At 75.0% G+C, this 22,784-nt stretch carries 16 protein-coding genes; 10 read left to right on the forward strand and 6 right to left on the reverse strand.

All coding sequences use genetic code 11. The features are described 5' to 3' along the window. Positions 1–99 precede the first annotated feature (99 nt). The 3 genes from ACIRRS_RS10660 to ACIRRS_RS10670 all read left to right on the forward strand — a co-directional run bounded on the left by ACIRRS_RS10660 (position 100) and on the right by ACIRRS_RS10670 (position 3,094). Positions 100–486 carry a peptidase inhibitor family I36 protein gene (locus ACIRRS_RS10660; RefSeq protein WP_402967760.1) on the forward strand — a complete coding sequence of 129 codons (387 nt, stop codon included), beginning with the start codon at positions 100–102 and terminating at the stop codon, positions 484–486. Between the two features lie 7 nt (positions 487–493). Continuing rightward, on the forward strand, positions 494–1,390 hold the full coding sequence (locus tag ACIRRS_RS10665; RefSeq protein ID WP_402967763.1) for a hypothetical protein: 897 nt from the start codon (positions 494–496) through the stop codon (positions 1,388–1,390). A 336-nt stretch (positions 1,391–1,726) separates the two neighbouring features. Then, complete coding sequence (locus tag ACIRRS_RS10670; RefSeq protein ID WP_402967766.1) at positions 1,727–3,094, forward strand: erythromycin esterase family protein; 1,368 nt, start codon at positions 1,727–1,729, stop codon at positions 3,092–3,094. Between the two features lie 265 nt (positions 3,095–3,359). Here ACIRRS_RS10670 and ACIRRS_RS10675 read toward each other — a convergent pair whose 3' ends face one another. After that, positions 3,360–4,640, reverse strand: a complete 1,281-nt coding sequence (locus tag ACIRRS_RS10675; protein WP_402967769.1) for an MFS transporter — start codon at positions 4,638–4,640, stop codon at positions 3,360–3,362. 92 nt (positions 4,641–4,732) lie between these two features. Continuing rightward, a complete protein-coding gene (locus ACIRRS_RS10680; RefSeq protein WP_402967772.1) occupies positions 4,733–5,164 on the reverse strand; it encodes a DoxX family protein in 432 nt (143 codons plus the stop codon). A gap of 260 nt (positions 5,165–5,424) precedes the next feature. On the opposite strand from ACIRRS_RS10680, the gene ACIRRS_RS10685 reads away from it, so the two are divergent. Then, complete coding sequence (locus ACIRRS_RS10685) at positions 5,425–7,536, forward strand: phosphocholine-specific phospholipase C (protein WP_402967775.1); 2,112 nt, start codon at positions 5,425–5,427, stop codon at positions 7,534–7,536. 102 nt (positions 7,537–7,638) lie between these two features. Here ACIRRS_RS10685 and ACIRRS_RS10690 read toward each other — a convergent pair whose 3' ends face one another. Continuing rightward, complete coding sequence (locus ACIRRS_RS10690; RefSeq protein ID WP_402967778.1) at positions 7,639–8,829, reverse strand: alpha/beta hydrolase family protein; 1,191 nt, start codon at positions 8,827–8,829, stop codon at positions 7,639–7,641. 168 nt (positions 8,830–8,997) lie between these two features. Here ACIRRS_RS10690 and ACIRRS_RS10695 point away from each other — a divergent pair, with 168 nt between their 5' ends. From ACIRRS_RS10695 to ACIRRS_RS10705, 3 genes are all read left to right on the forward strand, one after another. Further along, positions 8,998–10,128 carry a sensor histidine kinase gene (locus ACIRRS_RS10695; RefSeq protein ID WP_402967781.1) on the forward strand — a complete coding sequence of 377 codons (1,131 nt, stop codon included), beginning with the start codon at positions 8,998–9,000 and terminating at the stop codon, positions 10,126–10,128. After that, on the forward strand, positions 10,125–10,856 hold the full coding sequence (locus ACIRRS_RS10700) for a response regulator (RefSeq protein WP_402967784.1): 732 nt from the start codon (positions 10,125–10,127) through the stop codon (positions 10,854–10,856). Before ACIRRS_RS10695 ends, ACIRRS_RS10700 begins: the two co-directional genes overlap by 4 nt. 142 nt (positions 10,857–10,998) lie before the next feature. Then, a complete protein-coding gene (locus ACIRRS_RS10705; RefSeq protein WP_402967786.1) occupies positions 10,999–11,181 on the forward strand; it encodes a hypothetical protein in 183 nt (60 codons plus the stop codon). A 191-nt stretch (positions 11,182–11,372) separates the two neighbouring features. Here ACIRRS_RS10705 and ACIRRS_RS10710 read toward each other — a convergent pair whose 3' ends face one another. Both ACIRRS_RS10710 and ACIRRS_RS10715 read right to left on the reverse strand, forming a co-directional pair. Beyond that, positions 11,373–11,729: a beta/gamma crystallin domain-containing protein gene (locus ACIRRS_RS10710; RefSeq protein WP_402967789.1), complete on the reverse strand. Its 357-nt coding sequence runs from the start codon at positions 11,727–11,729 to the stop codon at positions 11,373–11,375. 388 nt (positions 11,730–12,117) lie between these two features. Further along, positions 12,118–13,773 carry an FAD-dependent oxidoreductase gene (locus ACIRRS_RS10715; RefSeq protein ID WP_402967792.1) on the reverse strand — a complete coding sequence of 552 codons (1,656 nt, stop codon included), beginning with the start codon at positions 13,771–13,773 and terminating at the stop codon, positions 12,118–12,120. A gap of 377 nt (positions 13,774–14,150) precedes the next feature. Here ACIRRS_RS10715 and ACIRRS_RS10720 point away from each other — a divergent pair, with 377 nt between their 5' ends. Then, entirely contained in the window at positions 14,151–17,195 is a 3,045-nt protein-coding gene (locus ACIRRS_RS10720; RefSeq protein WP_402967795.1) for an amino acid adenylation domain-containing protein, read from the forward strand. Positions 17,196–17,677: 482 nt separating this feature from the next. Here the strand turns inward: ACIRRS_RS10720 and ACIRRS_RS10725 are convergent, their stop codons facing one another. Further along, entirely contained in the window at positions 17,678–18,115 is a 438-nt protein-coding gene (locus tag ACIRRS_RS10725) for an SRPBCC family protein (protein WP_402967797.1), read from the reverse strand. A 63-nt stretch (positions 18,116–18,178) separates the two neighbouring features. On the opposite strand from ACIRRS_RS10725, the gene ACIRRS_RS10730 reads away from it, so the two are divergent. Together ACIRRS_RS10730 and ACIRRS_RS10735 are read left to right on the forward strand one after the other, a co-directional pair. Continuing rightward, positions 18,179–18,991, forward strand: coding sequence for a helicase associated domain-containing protein (locus ACIRRS_RS10730; RefSeq protein WP_402967800.1), 813 nt, complete (start codon positions 18,179–18,181; stop codon positions 18,989–18,991). Between the two features lie 192 nt (positions 18,992–19,183). Next, complete coding sequence (locus ACIRRS_RS10735) at positions 19,184–22,783, forward strand: tetratricopeptide repeat protein (RefSeq protein ID WP_402967803.1); 3,600 nt, start codon at positions 19,184–19,186, stop codon at positions 22,781–22,783. Position 22,784 lies beyond the last annotated feature (1 nt).

Genomic DNA, 22,784 nt, shown 5'->3' on the forward strand with positions numbered 1-22,784 from the left:
ACGAAAGCGGATAGCGGCGCACCCGCACTCCCGCGAGGCTCGTCCCGAACACCGGCCGGCGTTCAGCCCACCCCGCCCCCTCTCCGAAGGGACACCCCCGTGAGCATCACCTCGCGCCTCGCCAGGGCCGCCGCCGCGACCGCCGTCGCCGGCGCCGCCCTCCTCGCCCCGCTCGCCGCCGCCCCCGCGGCCCAGGCCGCCCCGGCCGGCTGCAACGCCGGCGGCCTGTGCGTCTACTGGAGCGCCAACTACGTCGGCACCGTCCAGACCGTCTACCAGGACAACGACGACCTCAGCCAGTACGTCAACTTCAACAACACCAGCGGCGGTTCGGCCTTCAACAACGGCAACAGCTGCAACGTCGTCGTCTTCGCCCAGAAGAACGCCGCGGGCTTCGGCTGGACCATCTACCGCGGCACCGGCTGGACCCTGATCGGGCAGGGCCTGCCCGGCCAGATCCTCTCCAACCGCTGGTGCACGGTCTGACCCGGCGATGAGGACCAGGACCACCCTCGCCCTCGCGGCGGTCCTCCTGGGCGCGGGTGCCGCCGGATGCTCCACCTCCGGCGGCACCACCGCCCCCACGGCCCTGCCGCGCCCCTTCGACGGCGTCGCCCACTACGACGAGCAGCAGCGCACCGCCCTGCACGACGCCGAGGAGGCCCTCGTCACCGGCTGCATGCGCGAGCGCGGCTTCACCTACCGCCCCCAGTCCCTGGCCGCCGGCGACCACCGCGTCGACGCCAACCCGTACGGGCTGCTCGGCGCCGACCAGGCCGCGAGCGACGGCTTCGGCGTGATCAGCACCGCGCTGAACCTGAAGCCGAAGACCGACCCCAACCGGGACCACGACGGCGACCAGGCCTGGAAGAACGCCCTCCTGGGCACCGACGCCCACCGGATCACCGTCGACCTGCCCGACCACCGGCAGTTCTACTACAACGACGACGCCTGCCTCACCCGCGCCCGCGACGCCCTCTACGGCCCCGACTACCTGCGCCTGTTCAACACCTTCCAGGTCCTCACCGACAAGGTCGTCACCGCCGTCCAGGCCGATGCCCGCTACGGCGCCGCCGAGAGCCGCTGGCACGACTGCATGTCCGCCGCCCACGAGGACGCCGCCCGCCTGACGGACCCGGTGGCCGCGATCGACCGGCAGGTGAAGCAGGACGGCGGCGACCCGGCCAAGGCCCACGACCTCATCGGCCGCGAGCTCTCCCTCGCGAAGACCTCCGCCCGCTGCCAGGACCGGGCGGGCCTGGCCGCCGTCGTGGACCGGCTCCAGGCCGACGCCGAGAAGAGCGCCCTCGGCCCCGACCAGCCCCTCCTGGACCGCCTGCGCGACCTGCGCCGCCAGGCCCTCGCCCGTGCCGCCCGCCCGACCCCGTGACCGAAGAGGGCCCACCCCCCGTCAGGGGCAGGCCCTCCCGGTGCGCCGCACCGGCCACGGCCGGTTCAGGACCACCGGGTCGACCGGCGTCGGGCCAGGGAAGCGGCCGACGGGACCCCCGCCCCCGTCGGCCGCGGCGTCCGCAGACGGACCCCTCCGGTCGCGTCCGCCGTCCTGGGCCGGGCCCCGGGGCCGGGACAAGGCCATGCCCCCCCGGCCCGGCCGGGGGTTGTCCCCCCGGGAAAGTGTCGGGCCGCCCCCAGTGCGAGCGGGCCGCCACAGGCGTGATCATCTTCTCAACGGGGCCGTGCACCACCAAGGTTGAGGAGCCATCACATGATCACAAGCAGCCGGTTCCGGCTGGCGGCCGCTGCGCTCGCCCTGGCCGCCACGGCGGCCCCCGCGACGGCCGCGCACGCCTCCCCGCCGCCGTCCGCACCCGCCGCCGCACCCGCCGCGCCGGACCCCGTCCGCGCGCTGGAGAGGATCGCCCACCCGCTGCTGTCGGCGGAGCCGGGCACCGGCACGGCCGACCTGCGCGCCCTCGGGGAGATGGTCGGCGACGCCAAGGTGGTGGGCGTGGGCGAGGCCACGCACGGCTCGCACGAGTTCTTCGCGCTGAAGGACCGGCTCTTCCGCTACCTCGTCGAGAAGAAGGGATTCACCACCTTCACCCTGGAGATGAGCTGGTCGGCGGGGCTGCGGATCGACGACTACCTCCAGCACGGCAACGGCGACGGCAGCGGCGACGCCCGGCAGGTGGTGCACGAGACGATGGCCGGATCCCCGTGGGACCGCGAGGAGTTCGCGACCCTCGTCGGATGGATGCGCGACCACAACGTCCAACACCCCGACCGCCCGGTCCACTTCACGGGCGACGACATCGGCGCACCCCGGCTCGACGCCCGCGTCTTCGACGAGGTCACCTCCTACGTCCGGCGCACCCACCCGGAGTCGCTGCCCCGGCTGGCCGAGCTCTTCACCACCCTGCGCCCGATCGACGACGCCGTCAACGGCTACCTGCTGAACCGGCCGCTCGCGGAACGCCGCCAGAACGGGGCCACGGCACAGCAGCTGATCGACCTGATGAACAGTCAGGGCAAGCCGGGCGAGGGCGACTTCGACTTCGCCCTGCAGAACGCCCGCAACATCGCCCAGACCTACACCTTCCTCACCGTCGACCTCTCCGACCAGGCCTCGCTGACCGCCGCGGAGCGCTACCGCGACCAGGTCATGGCCGACACCACGGCGTGGTGGCAGCGCCACCTCGGCGGCAAGGTCCTGCTGTCCGCCCAGGACACCCACGTCGGCTACGCCGCCTCCGACCCCACCACGTACCCGAAGACCCAGGGCTCGTTCCTGCGCGACGCCCTGGGCGCGGACTACCTCGCCATCGGCACCACCTTCGACCAGGGGTCCTTCCTCTCCAAGGACCAGCCGCTCCTGGGCGACTGGAAGAAGTTCACCGTCCCCGCCGCCGGCGCCGGCACCAACGAGTACACGCTCGACCAGGTCCGGTACCGCAACTACTACGCCGACCTGCGCAAGGCCCCCGTCGCGGCCCGCAACTGGCTGGACGTCCCGCGCCCGACGTACAGCTTCGGCACGCAGTACCCGGTCGTCCCGACACCCGTGGTCGCCGTCGGCCGGGCCTACGACGGCCTGATCCACCTGCACAGCGTCCGGGAGGCGACGAAGCTGTAGCCCCGCAGGGCCGGGTGGCGTAGTCGCCGGGCCCACCCGCCGCACGCCCGCGCCCCTTCCCGGGGCACGGGCGCACGGCGACGGGACCGGGCCGTGGGCCGGCTGCGGGGCGCCGGGGGCCGGGCCGGGAAGGCCGCTGCACGCCTTCCCCCACCCACCAGGAGCCCGCCGGCACCCCGGACCGCTTACCGCCTGCGCCCCGGACCGCCCGCCGCCGGCCGTACCGGCGGCCTGTCGGCGCCGCCCCGGAACCGTGCCGCCCGGTTCAGCCGGCGCCGAGCCCGCGGGACCGTCCGGCCCACCGGACCACGACCGGCACGGCCAGCCCCGCCGCGACGAACACGCCGCCCATGACCAGCCAGCCGGGTGCGCCCCAGCCCAGGCAGAGCAGGCCGAGCAGGCCGGGGGCGACGGTGTAGCACAGGCCCATGCCGATGCCGAACACGCCGGAGTACTGCCCCTGCGCGTGCGCGGGTGCCAGCCGGAACCGCAGTTCCATCGACGCGGCCGCGTGCCACAGCGAGCCCACCGTGTGGACGGCGACGCCGGCCGCCACGGCCGCCGCGGCGGCCCATCCCGGAAGGCCCGCGGCCGCCGCGACGACCGCCATGCCGGCCAGGAACGCCGGCCCGGCCCGCCGGGCGGCCCGCCCGGCCGCCTCGCCGCCCTCGACACGGCGGCTGGTGCGGACCTGCAGGACCACCACCATCACCGTGTTGACGGCGATCGCCACGCCGGTGAACCAGCGCGGCGCGTGGGTGTGCAGCACCACCCACAGCGGCAGGGCGTACGTCACCACCTCGCCCTGCATCCACAGGACGCCGTCCAGCACCACGAACGCCATGTACGGCCCGTCCTTCAGCGCGAGCCACCGGTCGGCCACGGCGGGGGAGGGCAGCGGCTCCAGCCGGGGCACCCGGAGCACGACGGCCGCGCAGCCGACGAAGGTGAGGGCGTTGGCGGCGATCAGCGCGCGGTAGGCGAAGGCGGAGTCGAGCTGGATCACCACGCCGGCGGCCAGCGCCCCGAAGGTGCTGGCCGCGAAGGCGGCCGAGCGCAGGTAGGAGCGGAACCTCGGCACCTCGTCGCCGCCGAAGCGGCGGATCATCGGGCCGCGCGCCGCACCCCCCGACGCCCCGGCCAGGTCGGTCACCGCCACGGCCGCGACGAACGCGGCGAACGAGCGGGCGAACAGCAGCGACAGCACGGCCACGGCCTGCACCAGCAGGGTGGCCAGGAAGATGCCGCGCGGGCCGCGCCGGTCGGCGAGGTGCCCGACCGGCGGACCGGCCAGCAGGCCGACCACCCCGGCGGCCCCCAGGCCCAGGCCGACCTGGCCGACGGGCAGGCCGATCACCCGCAGGGCGTACAGCGGCACCGTCGCCAGGAACGCCGCGGTGCCCAGCTGGTTGACGAACCCTCCGAGGGCCAGCCGCCGCTGGGGCGCGGACTCCAGGAGCAGCCCCCGCCGCACCAGCCAGGACCGGCGCCGCGCCGCGCCGCCCTCCCGAAGCCCGTCAGGAATCAGCCCGCTGGCCTGGCTCACCGCACCCCCACGTTGTCGATCAAGGCCGAGCCGACCGTTCTACCACCCGGTAACCGGCCCCGGCCAGGCCCGCCCGCCGTCCTGACGGCCGGTCACCGGCGCCGGCCGAGCAGGGCGGCGGTGTCGCCGCGCCGGTTCCAGGCGACGACGGCCAGCGGCACCATGAACAGGAACGGCGTCCCGGCGTTCTCCCCGTGCATCGCGGTGAGCTGGACGGCGAACGCGAACACCAGGAAGACGACGAGCGCCGCCGCGGCCGCCCCGGCCAGCCGCCCGACCAGCAGGCCGACCGCCCCGGCGAGCTCCACCAGCCCGGTCAGGTACATGAACCAGTGCCCCCACCCGATGGCGTCGAAGACGGTGGTGGCGGCGGGCAGCGCGAGCAGTTTGGGCAGCGCGCTGGCCAGGGCGAAGAACAGCGCGAGCAGGATCCGCAGCGCCCACACCGTCCGGACGACGGCCCGTCCGGACCTCACGGCGGCGGCAGTGGTGGCAGTGGCAGTGGCGGTGGTGGTGCTGGACATCTCAGGTCTCCCCGGGCAGTTGCCGTTGCTTTCCCGTATCCGACCGCCGCCGCCACCCGAACTCATCGCTCCGGCGGAAAAAGATTCCCCCCGCGCCCCGCCGGCCCCCGCACCGTCCAACCGCCACCGCGAAGTTGGCTGGACAACAGGAATTGGCGGAACGCTCACGCACCATTCGCCCGAACACCGCGCACACCCCGCCCACGGCTCCTAGGGTCGGGCCCGCTCGGGACCAGTCCCCCCGACGGAAAGGGCCTCACGTGACCTCCTTCGACCGGCGCCGATTCCTCCAGCTGGGCGGCGCCTCCGCCGCCGCGGCCGGCCTCGGCATGCTCCCGCCCGCGGTCGGCAAGGCCCTGGCACTGCCCGCCATCGGCCGACACCGCTCGATCGAGGACGTCGAGCACGTCGTCATCCTGATGCAGGAGAACCGCTCCTTCGACCACTACTTCGGCACCCTGCGCGGCGTCCGCGGCTTCAACGACCCGCGCCCCACCCTCCTGCCCGACGGCAAGCCCAACTGGCACCAGCCCGCCGCCTCCGTGCGCACCGCCCGCTACCACGACCGCGGCCTGCCGGCCTCCGAACAGGAGGTCCTGCCCTGGTACATCGACCCCAGGAACACCACCGAGCACCAGGCCGGCACCGACCACGGCTGGAGCAGCGGCCACCTCGCCTGGAACGAGGGGCGCCACGACCAGTGGGTGAACCAGAAGCAGGACGTCATGACGATGGGCCACCTCAAGCGCCAGGACCTCCAGTACCACTTCGCCCTGGCCGACGCCTTCACCGTCTGCGACTCCTACTTCTGCTCCGTCCACGCCGACACCGCCCCCAACCGCATCTACCTGTGGACGGGCACCAGCGACCCGCGCAACGCCTACGGCCGCAAGCCCAACGGCCCCGGCCTGTGGGAGCGCAACGACACCAACGGCTACACCTGGACCACCTACCCCGAACGCCTCGAGGCCGCCGGCGTCAGCTGGAAGCTCTACCAGGGCGGCTCCGGCGAGCCCGGCACGCCCACCGACAACTACACCGACAACTCCCTGATGTTCTTCGAGCGCTACCAGAAGGCGGAGGGCGCCACCGGCCCCCTCGTCGACAAGGGCGCCACCGACCACACCCTCAAGGAGTTCCGCGCCGACGTCGAACAGGGCCGCCTGCCCCAGGTCTCCTGGATCGTGCCGCCCTACAAGTACAGCGAGCACCCCTCCGCGACCCCCACCGACGGCGCCTACTACATCAACCTCGTCCTCGAGGCCCTCACCGCCAACCCCGAGGTCTGGGGCCGCACCGTCTTCCTCATCAACTACGACGAGAACGACGGCCTGTTCGACCACGTCGTCCCGCCCATGCCCCCCGCCGTCAGCGCCCCCGGCGGCCAGGGCATGGTCTCCGACGACCTCCGCACCAGCCTGCGCGACGAACTCCTCGACCTCGGCACGTACCCCGGCGAGATGAGCCCCCTGGTGCCCGGCGCCGACCCCGGCGGCCTGCAGCCCATCGGCCTGGGCCCGCGCGTCCCGCTGCTCGTCATCTCCCCCTGGTCGCGCGGCGGCTGGGTCTGCTCCGAGACCTTCGACCACACCTCCGTCCTGCGCTTCCTCGAAGCCCGCTTCGGCATCGACGAGCCCAACATCAGCGCCTGGCGCCGCTCCGTCTGCGGCGACCTCACCTCCGCCCTCGACTTCTCCGGCACCGACCCCCGGCCCCTGTCCATACCGGTGCCCGCCCCCCTCGCCTCCCGGGGCAAGCCCTACCAGGTGCCCCTGCCCCAGCGCATGCCCGTCCAGGAACCCGGCACCCGCCCGGCCCGCGCCCTGCCCTACGACCTCGTCGTCAACGAGGAGGAGACCGACAACCCCCGCCAGTTCCACCTCGACCTCGAGAACCGCGGCGAGGCCGGCACCTGGCTCTACGTCTACGACCGCACCGCGCCCGCGAGCGCCCCCCGCCGCTACGCCGTCTCCGGCGGCGACACCCTCACCGACCACTGGACGCTCCCGGACTCGGGCCGCTACCACCTCGCCGTGCACGGCCCCAACGGCTCCCTCCAGGAGTTCGAGGGCGAGGCCGCCACCGAACTCGTCGCCCGCTTCGACCCCCGCGGCACCAAGGTCCACGTCCACCTGCGCAACAACGGGCCCGCGCCCCGCACGGTCACCGTCGCCGACGCCTACGCCAAGGCCCCCGCGACGACCCGCACCCTGCGCCCGGGCGCCTCCGCGCAGCTCGCCCTCGACGTCGACCCGCGCAGCCGCTGGTACGACATCACCGTCACCGCCCCGGGCACCCCCGCCTTCCGCCGCCGCTGGGCCGGCCACCTCGAGAACGGCCGCCCCGGCACCAGCGACCCCGGCCCCCGCTGACCCGCCCCCGTCCTGTCCCGCCCGCGCGGGACAGGACGGGCCCCGCACCCCCGCGCGGGCGGCGGCCGCGCACCGTACGGGCCTCTCCCGCCGCCGGGGCGCTCACCGGTCGTAGCCCACCTCCGGGAAGCCGGGCGAGGGCCCGTCCAGCAGATGCCCCCGCCCGCGCAGGTGGAGGTCGAAGAACGCCCGCGGGTAGGCGCGCTGGAACGCCTGCGCCCGCCGCCCGGGGATCGTCCCGACGTCCTCCTCCAGATCGGACGCCGACCTGCCCAGGAGCGGGGCGAGCAGCGGCAGGATCAGCACGTCGTCGCCGAACGAGTGGTGCGCGGCCCCCCGCAGGGTCAGGTGCAGGCGCCAGCCGCGCAGGTGCGACCAGAACGCGCGCAGGGCCGGGTTGTTGTCCATGCCGCCCTTGCCCGGGGTGTCCACGACCAGGAACGGACGGTCGAGCCCGGCGTCCACCACCGGGCCCGCCGCGCCCCCGTCCAGGCTCATCCCCACGCCGATCCGCCCGTCGGCGAGCATCGCCGAGGCGGTGGCGGCGCCGCCCAGGGAGTGGCCGAGCATCCCGACGCGCCGCAGGTCGGGCGCCCCGCGCAGGCCCGCGGGCAGCGGGGTGCGGCAGACGCCGGGGTGGCCGCCCGCGCCGAGGACGGCGAGCCGGTCCAGGACGAAGCGGATGTCGGCGGTGCGGACGGCGAGGGCCTTGGCGTAGTCGACGACCCCGCCCAGCGGGTTCGTCTCGACGCGCCCGCCGGGGAAGGCGACCGCCGCCGCGTCGTAGGTGTGGTCGACGGTGACCACCAGGAAGCCGTGGCCGGCGAGGTCCTCCGCGACGCCGGTGCCGAACGAGCGCGACGCGTCGGCGCCGGGGGAGTACAGCACGACCGGCAGCGGGCCCGGCGGCCCGCCGACGGGGGCGCCCTCGCGGCCGTGGCTGCTCCCCAGCCGCACCCGGCCCGGGGGCAGGCCGAGGGAGGCCAGGTACCGCTCGGCCGCGGCTGGGGGCATCCAGGGGGCGGCGGGCCGCCCCGCGCCGCCGCGGGCGGGGTACCAGACGCTGATCATCAGCTCGCGGCAGGGCCGGGAGGGTACCCAGGGGTCCGGCCGCGCGGTGTCGGCCAGGTGCAGCGCGACGGTGCCCACCGGGTACGGCCCGTCCGGGGCGGGCAGCTGGAAGCACACGGGCCCCTCCCGCCCCGGGCGCGCGGCGGCGGCCGGCGCGAGCGGGCCCAGGGTCGTGGCGGCGGCCAGCGCGGCGCCCGAGGACAGCAGAGTTCTCCGGTTCATGCCCTCCACTGTTCCGCCCGGCGGGCCCGGCGGGCTTCGCCCCGGGGGACGAACCCGGCGTCAGCCCAGGAGGGTACGAAGGGCATCGGCCGCACGGATGAGTCAGCCCGCGAGATGACGTCCTGCGGGCTGACAGGCCCCGGGCCCGGCCCCGATAGCGTGGCCGCCATGGGTGATGGGCAGTCACGGCCGCTGGTGGCCGGGCGTCTGCGGGACGGGCACTGGCACGGCGTGGACACGGCCGCGGCCGTACTCCTGGCGCTCGCGTTCGGCGCGAGCCAGACGCGCGGCGCCGGCTGGGGCGCGGGAGCTGCGGCGGCCGCGGTCTGGCTGCCCGTCGCGCTGCGGCGCACACGGCCCCTCCTGGTCCTGTACACGGTCCTGGCCGCGGCGGTCCTCGCCACCGCGCTCACCGGCTGGGAGGAGTCCTGGGTCCCCGTCGCGGCCGCCCTGTACACGGTGGCGGCGCGCGAACCGCGGCGCCGCTCCGCGACGGCCCTCGGCTGCTCGATGGCCGCCGTCACGGCGGCCCTCGCCCTCGCACCGCGGCCGGCCCCGGACCCCGGGGCCGCCTGGGGCGGCGCCGTCTTCGCCGCGCTGATGACGGCCCTGCCCTGGCTGGTGGGCACCGCCCTGAAGGAGCAGCGCTCGCACGCGCGCCTCGCCGCCCGGCAGGCCGTGACCGACGAGCGCCTGCGCATCGCCCGCGAACTCCACGACGTGGTCGCCCACCACCTGACGGTCATCACGGTGCGGGCCGAGGTGGCCCGCGCCGTCGCCGCCACCAACCCGCAGGAGGCCGAGCACACCCTCGCCCTGGTCGGCACGGCGGGCCGCACCGCGCTCACCGAGATGCGCCGCATGCTCGGCGTCCTGCGCGCCCCCGGCGACGGCGCCGACCTGGAAGCCGCCCCCGGCCTGGCGGACCTGCCCGCCCTCGCCCACGGCGCCGGCCCGCACGTGGAACTGTCCGTCGACCCCGACCCGCCCCTGCCCCCGGGCGTGGAACTGGCGGTCTACCGGATCGTCCAGGAGGCCCTCACCAACGTCGTCCGCCACGCGGGATCCGCGAACTGCCGGGTGAACCTCTCCCGGACCGGCCCCGGAGAGGTCGAGATCGAGGTCGTCAACGACGCCCCGCCCCGCCTCCCGCCCCGACGCCCCGGCGGCGGCCACGGACTCATCGGCATGCGCGAACGCGCCGCCATGTGCGGCGGCACCCTCACCGCCGGCCCCCTGGCCACCGGCGGATTCCGGGTCCACGCCCGACTGCCCTGCCCACCGCAGAGCACACCGTGAACCACCCCGTCCGCGTCCTCATCGCCGACAACCAGGCCCTGCTGCGCGCGGGCTTCCGCCTGCTCATCGAGAGCGCGCCCGACCTCACCGTCGCCGGCGAGGCCGCCGACGGCGAACAGGCCGTCGACCTCGCCCTGCGCCTGCGCCCCGACGTCGTCCTCATGGACATCCGCATGCCCGGCACGGACGGCCTGGAAGCCACCCGGCGCATCTGCGCCCACCCCGACACCGCCGGCACCCGCGTCCTGGTCCTCACCACCTTCGACCTGGACGAGTACGTGTACGCCGCCCTGCGCGCCGGAGCCAGCGGATTCCTCCTCAAGGACATCCTCCCCGCCGACCTCCTCACCGCCCTGCGGGTCGTCGCCGCCGGCGACGCCCTGCTCGCACCCGCCGTCACCCGCCGCCTGATCCACGAGTTCGCCGCACGCCACCACGACCCGCACCCGCGACCCGCCCGGGACCTGCCGGGCGTGACCCCGCGCGAACGCGAAGTCCTCCACCTGGTGGCCCGCGGACTGCCCAACCCCGCCATCGCCGAGCACCTGGGGCTGAGCACCGCGACCGTCAAGACCCACGTCCGCCGCCTCCTGGCCAAACTCCACGCCCACGACCGCGCCCAGATGGTCGTCATCGCCTACGAGAGCGGCACCGTCGTCGCCGGCGGCAACCCCCCACCCCCGTACGGAGGTTGCCGCCCCGCACCCTCGACAGACACCTCTCACTGAGAGCCCTGCTCGCGGCGGCCCTGTTCGAGACCGGTACGGCGCGCGGATCTCGGGCGGCCGCACCCACCGCTACGCGTTCGCGTACCGCTCCACAGCCCTGGGCGGCCAGCTCGGCGCCGCCCACACCGTCGAACTGCCCTTCGTGTTCGACAACGCCCACCGGCCCTGGCTCCACGCGGACACCCGCCTGCTCGGCCCCGACCCCGTCCCCGCCGGACTCGCGGCCCGCGTCCACGGCGCCTGGACCGCCTTCGCCCGCGACGGCGACCCGGGCCGGGCCCGCTACGACCCCTCAGCAGGTCCTCGACGGATCCGGACCACCTGACCACCACGATCCAGGGGCCGTCGGGCGGCGGCGCCACAGGCCGGTGCCGGCCATGCCCGGGGGCGTGGCCGGCACCGACGAGCCGGGGTGGAGCGAATTCACGTCACGGAAGAATTCGACGGCGACCCACGTGAGGGGACTTACGGCGATGCGTCCGGGAGAATTCCGTACGGGCCCGCTCCGCCGGTTCCTCAGAGGATCCGGATGGAGTTGACCTTCGGCGGGCGGTTCGGGTACGAGATGTCGGTCCAGCGGTTGACCCTCACCGAGTCGCCGTTGTCGTCGGAGTAGACCAGGTCGTTGTTCCCCGTGGAGATCCGGTCGACCCACCACCCGCCGAAGCCGATCGACCCGGCGTTCGCGTAACAGTCGACGCTGTCACGGCCGTCGAGGTGCGACCAGATCTTGAGGAAGTCGTTGCGGCTCCCGTCGCACGGGATGTGGTCGATGGCGAAGGCACTGCCGGACGGCACGGCCACGGTGAGCGTGGCCGCCGCGGCGAAGGCCACGGCCATCGAACCCATGGCCTTCTTCGCGTTCGAGAACATGAATCCTCCTCAGTCGGATAAAATCACGAATCGAATTCCGCTGCGCAACGAATTCCCGTTGCGTCGTGCCCGATCAGTATCCGGGCCACTTTCATGACGGTCAATCGAACACCCCTTGGTCCAACCCGTTCCAGGCCATTTCCCTACAGGATTTCCGCAAGGCGTGGGGCGCCCTGTTCCGGTGTGACCCGAGAGGCCCCGGGGTCGGGCGGCCGGAACGCCGGCCGAAGGCCACCCGCCGTCCGTCCTGACATGGGCAGATCACAGGGCCGCCGGACACGCCGGACCGGCACCCGGGGCACCTGGCCGGAAAGTGGAGCGCGCGGAGGCCGACGCGCACCCACCGCGCCCGCCCACGGGCCTCACGCCGCGCCCGCCCGCCCGATCGTCAGCGCGGCAGTTCGACCGACAGGGCGTGCCGGAACACGTCCCGCGGGTCCCAGTGGGCCTTGACCCGTTGCAGGCGCGGGTAGTTCTCCTTGTAGTACAGGACGTGCCAGGGCACGCCGGAGGTGTTCCACGCGGGGTCGGCGAGGTCGACGTCCGGGTAGTTGATGTAGGACCCGTCGCTCACCTCGCCGGGCACCGGCACCCCGCCGGTGTCCCCGTACACCTCGCGGTACAGCTCGCGCACCCAGGCCAGGTTGGCGGCGTCGTCCTCCTCCCGCGCCCAGACGCTGTGGTAGACGGCCTTCATCACCACCTCCCGCTGGGCCACCGCGGTGGCGTCCGGCCGCACCGCGCGGACCTGGCCGCCGTAGCCGACGATCAGCATCCCGCACGCGGCGTTGCCGGTGCCGTTCGTCAAGTGGCGGTAGATCGACGACAGTTGGGGGCCGGTGAAGGAGCGCTTCAGGTAGCCGGCCTTGCCCTTGTAGCGGCGGGTGACGATGTCGCCGGACTCGCCGTTGCCCGGCCAGGTCATCACGTACAGCCAGGGCGCGGTGGCGCTGCCGCCGCCCGGGGCGAGGCCCGTCCCGGCGTTCACGTGGGCGACGAACTCCTTCACCAGGTCGGCGGCCCCGGGGACGCCGGCGTCGATCTGCACCACCATGGAGAACGTCCCGGCGTCCTGGTGGGCGAGCCGCAGGATCGCGTACAGGGCCTCGTAGGGGGAGCCCGGGTCGCTGTGCCGCTCGTGCCAGGTGCAGAAGTTGCGGATCAGGGTGGTGACGGCCTGCTCCGTGGTCCTCGCCCGGTCCCAGGTCCACTCCACCAGGGCCTCGAGCATCTCGGACGGGCCTGGCGGCAGCATCGCACCCGGGTCGGGCGCGGCCGGCCCGGCGGCCAGCGCGTCGGCCCCGGGCGAGCGCAGCCAGTACCGGGTGACCACGCCGAAGTTGCCGCCGCCACCGCCGGTGTGCGCCCACCACAGGTCGCGGTGGGGGTCGCCGGGCTCGCGGGTGGCGACCACCGTGCGGGCGGTGCCGTCGCGGTCGACCACCACCACCTCGACGCCGTACAGGTGGTCCACCACCGAGCCGTACCGCCGCGACAGAGGCCCGTACCCGCCGCCGACCAGGTGGCCGCCCGCACCGACCTCCGGGCAGCCGCCCGCCGGGATCGTCACACCCCAGCCCGTGAACAGCGTCCGGTACACCCGGCCGAGCGTGGCGCCCGGCCCCACCTCGAACGCCCGCCGCGACGGGTCCCAGCCCACCGCGTCCAGCGGCGACAGGTCCAGCAGCAGCCGGATCGCCGGATCGGCGGTGAAGTTCTCGAAACAGTGGCCGCCGCTGCGCACCCCGATCCGCCGCCCGTCGCGGACGGCGTCCTGCACGGCCTGCACCACCTGCGCGGTGCTTCCGACCACCCGCACCTCGTCCGGGCGCCCGACGAAGCGGTGGTTGTCGCCCCGCAGCAGGCTCTCGTACCGCGCGTCCCCGGGCCGCACCCCCACCGGCCCGAAGCCCTCCGGACCCGGGCCCGCCGGCGGCCACGCCGCGACGGCACCGCCCGGGCTCCCCGCCGCCGCCAGGCCGGCCGCGGCGGCGGCCAGCAGCCCGCGACGGTTCAGCCGTACCCCGGGTCCGTCCTGATCCATCGTCATTCCCTCCACACCGAACGCCGGTCCCGCACGACCCCCGACCAGCATGCCCGCGGATACCGCCCGCGCCCAGCGCTTCGGCCCGGCATGCCGACGGGTCCCCCCGCGGCGCCGCGAACCCCGACGGCCCGACCACCACACCGCCGCGCGCCGCCCCCGGAGCACCGGGGTCCGGTGCCGGCAGCCCGCCCGGGGCCCGGGCCTGACGTCGCGCATCCTGGCAGGGATCTGTCAAAGTATGGGTGCAGGGGCGGGTGCGTACGCCGGGCCCACGCGGGCCCGGCGGCGAGGGCGCTGCACCGCGGGCGGCTCCCGTGCGCGGGCACGGTGACGCCCTCGGCGCCGCGCCCGGGGCGGGTCACGTAGGGGGCGTTGTGTCCGAATCATCGTCATGGAACCGGTCGCTCGCGGAGTTGTTCGACGAGCAGGCCCGGCGGCATCCGCAGAACGTGGCGATCGACGCCGCGGGGCGGCGGCGGACCTACGCCGAGCTCGCCGCCGGCGCCGAGCGGTGCGCGCGCGGCCTGCGGCGACGGGGCGTCGCCCCCGGGGCGATCGTCGCCGTGGCCGGTCCGCGCGGCGGGGACGCGATCCTCGCGATCCTGGGAGTCGTCTACGCGGGAGCGACATACCTGCCGGTGGACGCGGCGCTCCCGGCGGACCGGGTACGGACGATGCTGCGCCTCGCCGGGGCGAGACTGATCGTCCGGTTGCCGGGCGCCGGTGCGCCGGCGGACGTCGAGGCCGAGGTCGTGGACCTCGCGGACGTCCTGGGCGGTGGCGGCGTCGGCTCCGGGCGGCTGGAGCTGCCCGGAGCCGACGCCGCCGTGGCGACGCCTGCCTACGTGATGTTCACCTCCGGGTCGACCGGGGAGCCCAAGGCGATTCCCGCACCTCAGCGGGGGGTCGCGCGGATCGCACTGGACAACGGGTTCATGGACGTGCTGTCCGAGGACCGGGTGCTGCACGCCGCGTCGCTGTCGTTCGACGCGTCCACGCTGGAGATCTGGGCGACGCTGCTCGCCGGCGCGTGCCTGGTACCCGTCGAACAGCAGATCCTGCTGGCCCCCTACGAGCTGCACCGGTGCGTCGAGCGTGAACGCGTGAGCATCCTGTGGCTGACCACGAGCATCTTCCACCACGTCGCGAGGGAGCGTCCGGAGACCTTCGCCGGCCTGCGGTACGTCCTGGCCGGCGGGGAGGTGATGCGCCCCGACGCGGCGCGGCGCGTGCTGGACCACGGGCGGCCGCTGCATCTCATCAACGGCTACGGCCCCACCGAGGCCACCGTCTTCACCCTCACCCACGAGATCCGGGACCTGGATCCGCGGGCGGGCTCCGTGCCGATCGGCCGCCCTGTCGCCGACACCGTGTGCCACGTCCTGCGGGAGGACGGCACACCCGCCGGCCCGGGGGAGGAGGGCGAGCTCCACATCGCGGGCGGCGGTGTCGCCCGCGGCTACCTGGGCAACCCGCGTGAGAGCGCCGAGCGCTTCCGCGTGATGGCGGTCGGCGGCGGTGCGCCCCGGCTGCTCTACCGCACCGGCGACTTCGTGCGCCGCGGCCCCGACGGGCTGTTCGAGTTCCGCGGGCGGCGCGACGACCAGGTCAAAGTGCGCGGCTTCCGGATCGAGCTGGAGGAGATCCGCGCGGCCCTGGTCGGGCACCCCGGCGTCGCCGACGCCGTCGTGCTGACCCACGAGGACGGCACCAGCAGGTACCTGGCCGCCCACGTGGCCGGCCGGGACCCGGACGCGCCGCCCACCGGGCCGCAGCTGCGCGCGTACCTGGCCGACCGGCTCCCCGCCTTCATGGTCCCGGCCGTGATCACCGTGCTGGACCGGCTCCCCCTGCTGGCCAACGGCAAGGTCGACCGCGCGGCCCTGTCCGCCGCGCGGCTGCCGCCGGACGTGCCGGACGCGCCGGACGATGACGCCCGGCCGTGGTCGGCCCGTCAGGCGGTGGCCGAGGCGTGGGCCGCCGCACTGCCGGGCGGGGCCGCGGGCCGGGAGAGCTTCATCGCGTGCGGCGGCAGCTCGCTCCAGGCCGCCCAGCTGGTCATCCGCCTGCAGCGCCGCCTCCAGGTCGGCAGCGCACACGGCTACCGGCTGATCAGGGCGCTGCTCGCGGGCGCGGACCAGGACGCGTTCACCGCCGCGGTCGAACACATCATCGCCGAGCCGGCGCAGACCTCCGCGACCGGTGACAGGTGGCGCAAGGACCTGGCCCGGGAGGCACCGCCCGTCCTCACCCGGCCCCCCGCGCCGCGCTGGCGGGCCCCACGGAACGTGCTGCTCACCGGCGGTACCGGATTCCTGGGTTCACGTCTGCTCGACGAGCTGCTGGCCCGGACCGGCGCCGACGTCCACGTCCTGGTCCGCGCCCGCGACAGCGGCCACGCCCGCCGGCGCCTCGTCCGGGCACGGGCCCGCTACGGGGTCGCCGGCGACCTCCCCGAGGACCGTGTCCACGCCTTGCCGGGCGACCTGGCCCTGCCGCACCTCGGCCTCGACGACGCCGCGTGGGAACACCTGGCCGCCGTCGCCGACGCCGTCCACCACTGCGGCGCCCACGCCAACTTCCTCTACCCCTACGAGCAGTTGCGCCCCCCGAACGTCGACGGCACCCGGGAGATCATCGCGCTGGCGTCGTACCGCGCGGTCCCGGTGCACTACATCTCCACCGTGGGGGTGGTCAGAGGCATCGACGCGCTGGGCGTGCGGCATCTCACCGAGGACACCCCCGTCGACCACGTCGAGCTGCTGTCGATGGGGTACTACGAGAGCAAATGGGTGGCCGAGCGGCTGATGCGCGACGCCGCGGCCCGGGGGCTGCCGGTGGCGATCTACCGCCCGTACGACATCACCGGGGACACCGTCACCCACACCTGGGACCCCGCGGCGGCGATCTCCCAGGTCTTCAGGATCATCGTCGAGCTGGGCCTGGCGCCCGACTGGGACCTGCCCCTGAACCTCGTGCCGTCCGACTTCGCCGCCCGGGCGGTCGTCCACCTCAGCCTCACCCAGCCCGCCCAGGGGCAGACCTTCCACGTCACCAACCCCCGCGAATGCCTGCTCGACGTCCTGGTGGACAGGCTCCGCTTCCACGGCTACCCGGTCCGCACCGTCCCCTACGGCGACTGGACCCGGGCGATGGCCCGTCACATGGCCGACAACCCCGAGCACCCGTTCGGCCCGTTCGAGCCGCTCTTCACCAACCCGGCCGCGACGCGCGAGATCACCGTGGCCGAGCTGTCCGGCTTCAAGCACTTCCCCCGCATGGACCGCAGCCGGATCGAAGCCGGCCTCGCGGGGTCGGGGATCAGCTGCCCGCCCGTCGACCGGGTGCTCCTGGACAACATGATCCACTTCTTCCGCCGCACCGGATACTTTCCAGCACCCTCCGCCCCCGCCCGGTGACCCCGGGGCAGGCCCGCGCGCCCGGCGCGCGTGTCCCGCCGCTCCGCCCGCCCACCCTCCCTCGACCGGGCCGGCTACACCCGGCTCCTGCACGAGGCCGCCGCCGGCGGCACCGGCCACATCGCTACGCCGGCCTCTACCCCGCCCGCACCGACCGGATGGTGCTGGACAGCACGGTGGCCCCGGGAGGCGAGCAGGAGGCGATCGGGCTGTTCAGCCAGGGCGCCGAGGACACCTTCCCGGCGCCGGCCCGCTACCTCGCCGAGCGCGACGCCGACGCGCATCTCGGCGCCACCCCCGCGTGCGCGGCCCGTTCACCGCGTTCCTGCTCACCGGCCGGTTGCCCGACTGACACGGCGCCCGGGCCGAGGAGACGGGGCGCTCCCGGTTCCGTTCCGGTACGAGCCGCGCGACCCGCGGGCCCTGGCGCGCGGCCGGCGGCGGACCTTCGCGCAACGCGCCCGGCCGGGCGCGCCGGGAGGTCAGGCGAGCAGGTGCGCCAGGACCCGGCCGAAGACGGCCCGGCCGGACAGGGCCAGCAGCGGATCGGCGGCCCGCGGCAGGTGCGCGACCGAGATCTCCTCCGCCCAGATCACCTCGGTACCGCGTCCCGGGCCCGGTTCACGGACCGTCAGGACGGCCCAGCCGCGCACCACGCGCCCGCGCTTCACCAGCCGGCAGACACCGTCGTGCCCGGCCGCCGGGGCGGTCAGCTCCACCAGCTCCATCGGGTCGTCGAGGACCAGCGGCCCGAACCGGGTGCGGGCCAGTACCGTGTCGCCGACCCGCCCGCCGCCGGCACCGACCACCCGGACCCGGGTGAACGGCACCCGGTCACCGTGGCGGGGCCAGTCGGTGAGCCGCTGCCAGCAGGCCTCGGCGGGCAGCGGCGAACGGCGGGTCAGAACGAAGCGGGCCACACCGCATCGTAGGTCGGCGCGCCGCCGGACGCCGGTTCAGGCCGCCCCGGTTCCACCCGGGTCGTGGTTCGTCGCCGTAGCGCCGCCGCCGCTCCCCGACGACATCGCCCGGCCGAACCACCGGACCCCCTCCGGACGCCGACCCCGTCCTCTCCACCGCCCCAGCCGCCGTCCGCAAGCTGCGCGCTCCCAGCGCCCCGGCTGCTGCGGCACGTACTCGGAGTCGAGCGGGCCCGGGCGGTCCGGCCCGGCCGCCGCGGCCGGATCACCGAGCTGCGCGCCTCCCGCTCCCAGGGCACCGCGCACACCACCGCGACCACGCCGACCAAGGGTGAGGCCGCCGAGGCCGGGCAGCCGCCGGCGGCGCCGGAGTCGCCGATCGAGTGGCTCAGGATCAACGCGAAGCAGCACGCCGCGAAGATCCTCCAGACCGTCAAACTCCGCGCCTTCAACCCGCGCGCGATCGAGTGGCAGCGCATGCACGCGGTCGCCGCCGCGTTCCACCTCCAGCACGGCCACCTCGCCATCCCCGCCACCGCGAAGCTCGACGACTACGCGGTCGGCGCGTGGATGCGCCGCCAGCGCAAGAGCGACAACCTCAACCCCGACCAGGCCGCCAAGCTCGACGCCCTGGACGAACTCTGGCGCCTGGAACCGGACTGGAACCGCTCCTACCGCCGCCTGCTCGCCTACCTCGCCGTCGGCGGCACCCTCGACGGCCCCGCCAACCGCACCGGCGGCGAAACCGACCCGGCCTTCCGCCCCGGCACGTGGCTGCGCAAACAGGACAAGGCCCACGCCGACGGCAAGCTGACCGACCACCAGACCGCGCTCCTGGACGCACTCACCCGGCACGCCCAGGCCGTTATCGGCTGACCCGCCCCGCAAGATCCCGCCGTCCCGGCCTCCGGAAGGCACCACGCGATGACCGTCGGCCCGCCCGGTGTCCGGGTGCGCCGGACGGTCCCCATGAAGTCGGCTTTCCACTGCGAAGGCCCCCGCGCGGGCCCTACGGTGTCCGCATCGGCACGACTTCGCGTCAGGTGTTCAAGGGGCGGGTGCGAATGGATGTCCCGCCGGCGGACGCGGGCCGGTGACGACCCGCAGGCGGTGTTCGCGGTCGGACCGGTGGAGACGGAGTTCGCGGTCGAGCTGCGCGCCGACGCCAAGGCCAGGGCCGGCACCCGTCGGTCCGGCCGCGGCCACCCAGCGGTACACAGGACCGAACAGCAGGGGGCACGGGTGGAGCGGGTACGGCTGGCCGGGGTGAGTGGTCCGGGCGGACGGGGGTCGGGGTACGCGGTCGGCGGACGCCTGGTCCTGACCTCCGCCCACGTCACCGGACCGGTCGGCACCGGGGTGAGGGTCTTCCACCCGGCAGGCCCCGGCACCGCGACCGGGACCGTGCTGTGGGCCGGGACCCCGGGCGGGCGCGACGACGCGGCGCTCGTGCTCGTCGGCGACTCCCCGCACTGGCAGCCGCCCGCCACTCCCGTTCGGTGGGGGCGTCCGGACACCGCCCGTCCCGGCACCCCGTGCGAGACGTGGGGCGTCCCCGACGAGGCCCAACGCGAGGGCCACCCCGTCGAGGCCGCGCACCTCCACGGTGAGGTGAACCCGGGCAGCGGCTTCGTCGGCAACCAGTACGTCATGGACCTGCGCACCCGTGCCCCCGGGCCGTCGGGCGACAGGACCTCGCCGTGGGGTGGTTTGTCCGGGGCCGCGGTGTTCTGCGACCGCTACCTCACCGGCGTCGTCGCCGCCGACCGCGCCCACTCCGGCCATGGCCGGCTCAACGTGGTCCCCACCTTTGTCCTCCACCACGACCTCGCCTTCCGCGCCGTCCTCACCGCCCACGGCGGCGGTCCGGCGGCCGGGCCGGAGGCGGTGGAGTTCCAGGACCTCGCCGACCCCACCGGCAACCCCGCCACCCGGCGCGCCCCGGTGACACCGGCGGCGCTGCTGGAAGCCGGGCGGCAGATCGTCCCTTTCCACGGCCGGGAGGCCCTGCTCGCCGAGCTGGAGGCGTGGTGCGGCCGGGCAGGGTTCGGGGCGTGGCTGCTGCACGGCCCCGGCGGGCAAGGCAAGACCCGCCTCGCCCACCACCTCGACCGCAGGCTCACCGGCCGGGGCTGGACGGTGCTGTGGCCGCGGGCCGGCGCCCGTACGGACCAACTGCTGGAACTGCGGCGGGCGGCGAAGCCGCTGCTGGTCGTCCTCGACTACGCCGAGACCCGCCCCGAACAACTCGGCGCGCTCGTCGACGCCGCCGCCGAGCACCCCGGGACCAGCCCGTTCAAACTCCTGCTGCTGGCCCGCACCGCCGGCGACTGGTGGCAGCAGGCCCGCGAGGCCAGTCGGCAGGCCGAGGACCATCTCGCCTCCGCCCGCACCCACCGCCTCACCGCGCTGGAGGACCACCCCGGCCGGCGCGTCGGCCACTACCTCGACGCCGCCCACGCCCTCGCAGCCGTGCTTCCGTTCGTCGAGGGCCTCGCCGGGCACGACTGGGCCGCGGCCGCCACGGGGCTGCAACCGCCCCGGCGGCTCGGCCTGGACGCCGCCTACGGCAACGCTCTGACCCTTCACATGGCAGCCTTCGCCGACCTCCTGGACACCGCACGCACCGAACCCGCGGACCGTACCGGGGACGAGGACGCGCGGAACGTCGAGGACCGGCTCCTCGGCCACGAAGCCCGCTACTGGCGCGACGCCGCCACCGCCCGCGGCCTCGCCCCCGGCCTGAGCCCGGACACCCTGAGGACGGCGCTCGCCGCCGCCCACCTCACCGGCGCCGCCGACCGCGAACACGCCGACCTGCTCTGGCGGCGCCTGCCCGCCCTCGCCGACCAGCCCCGCGACCGCCGCGACCGGGTCACGGCCTGGCTCGCCTCGCTGTACCCCACCACCGTCGCGGGACCACCCTGGGGTGCTTTCCAGCCGGACCGCCTCGCAGAACGCCACATCGGACGCGTCCTCGACACCGACCCCGCCCTCGCCGACCGCCTCCTCGACGGCGCCGACGACACCCAGGCCCAACAGCTCCTCGCCGTCTACAGCCGCGCCGCCGCCCACCCCGTCTTCCAGGGCCGCCTCGACACCCACCTCACCGGACTCTGTGTCCGCCACCACGAGGCCCTGGCCGCACACGTCATCACCACCGCCACCCGCACCGACCACCCCGCCCCGCTCATCACCGCGCTCGACACCCTCACCACCGACCCCACCGCCCCGCTCGACGTCCTCACCGGGCTCCACGAACAGCTGCCCCACGCCAGCCAACGCCTCGCCACCACCGTGGCCCGTCTCGCCACCACCATCACGCAGCACTACCGCGCCCTGGCCGTGGCGGACCCCGACGCGTACTTGCCCGACCTCGCCGCGGCCCTCAACAACCTTTCAGTCCGGCTCGGCGCGCTGGGGCGCTGGGCGGAGGGCCTGACCGCTGTCGAGGAGGCCGTTGCGATCTGCCGCATCCTGGTCGAGGTCAACCCGGACGCCTACCTGCCCGACCTCGCCACGGCGCTCAACAACCTCTCCGTCGACCTCGGTGAGGTGGGTCGGCAGGCGGACGGCCTGACCGCCATTGAAGAGGCCGTCTCCATCCGTCGTACCCTGGCCGAGGCGGACTCCGACGCGTACCTGCCCGACCTCGCCGGCAGCCTCACCAACCTCTCCACCCGGCTTGGCGCGGTGGGGCGTCGGGTGGAGGGCCTGACCGTCATCGAGGAGGCCGTCGCCCACTACCGCACCCTCGCCGAAGTCAGCCCCGATGCGTACCTTCCCGGCCTCGCCACCTCCCTCACCAACCTCTCCATCCGGCTGGGCGCGGCGGGGCGTCGGGTGGAGGGCCTGGCCGCCGCCGAGGAAGCCGTCACCCACTACCGCGCCCTGGTCGAGGCCAGCCCCGATGCCTACCTTCCCGACCTCGCCGCGGCTCTCAACAACCTCTCCGTCGACCTTGGCGCGGTGGGGCGTCGGGTGGAGGGCTTGACCGCTGTCGAGGAGGCCGTCGCGATTCGCCGCGCCCTGGTCGAGGCCAGCCCCGATGCCTACCTGCCCGACCTCGCCACCTCCCTCACCAACCTGTCCAACCGGCTGGGTGAGGTGGGCAGGCGGGCGGAGGGCCTGACCGTCGCCGAGGAGGCCGTCGCGATCCGCCGCATCCTGGTCGAGGTCAACCCGGACGCGTACCTTCCCGACCTCGCCGCGGCTCTCAACAACCTCTCCCGCCTTCTGAGCGAGGTGGGTCGGCAGGCGGAGGGCCTGACCGCTGTCGAGGAGGCCGTCGCGATCCGCCGCGCCCTGGTCGAGGTCAACCCGGACGCGTACCTGCCCGACCTCGCCGCGGCCCTCACCAACTTCTCCGTCCGGCTGGGCGCGCTGGGGCGTCGTGTGGAGGGCCTGGCCGCCGCCGAGGAAGCCGTCGCCCACTACCGCGCCCTGGCCGAGGCCGGCCCCGACGCCTACCTGCCCAGCCTCGCCGGGACCCTCAGCAACCTCTCCATCGACCTCGGCGCGCTGGGGCGTCGGGCGGAGGGCCTGGCCGCCGCCGAGGAGGCCACCGCCCACTACCGCGCCCTCGCCGAAGCCAACCCCGACCTCTTCGGAGCGGCCCTACAGCAGTCATTGGACGTGACCGCCTGGCTCGAAGGGCTCGAACCGTAGG

It is taken from the genome of Kitasatospora sp. NPDC101183 (assembly GCF_044767945.1).
Lineage (GTDB): Bacteria > Actinomycetota > Actinomycetes > Streptomycetales > Streptomycetaceae > Kitasatospora.

Coding starts and splice junctions, on each gene's coding strand:
- ACIRRS_RS10695 (WP_402967781.1), top strand. CDS start 8,998: ATGGGTGATGGGCAGTCACGGCCGCTGGTGGCCGGGCGTCTGCGGGAC.
- ACIRRS_RS10690 (WP_402967778.1), bottom strand. CDS start 8,829: ATGAACCGGAGAACTCTGCTGTCCTCGGGCGCCGCGCTGGCCGCCGCC.
- ACIRRS_RS10680 (WP_402967772.1), bottom strand. CDS start 5,164: ATGTCCAGCACCACCACCGCCACTGCCACTGCCACCACTGCCGCCGCC.
- ACIRRS_RS10710 (WP_402967789.1), bottom strand. CDS start 11,729: ATGTTCTCGAACGCGAAGAAGGCCATGGGTTCGATGGCCGTGGCCTTC.
- ACIRRS_RS10715 (WP_402967792.1), bottom strand. CDS start 13,773: ATGGATCAGGACGGACCCGGGGTACGGCTGAACCGTCGCGGGCTGCTG.
- ACIRRS_RS10735 (WP_402967803.1), top strand. CDS start 19,184: ATGTCCCGCCGGCGGACGCGGGCCGGTGACGACCCGCAGGCGGTGTTC.
- ACIRRS_RS10665 (WP_402967763.1), top strand. CDS start 494: ATGAGGACCAGGACCACCCTCGCCCTCGCGGCGGTCCTCCTGGGCGCG.
- ACIRRS_RS10670 (WP_402967766.1), top strand. CDS start 1,727: ATGATCACAAGCAGCCGGTTCCGGCTGGCGGCCGCTGCGCTCGCCCTG.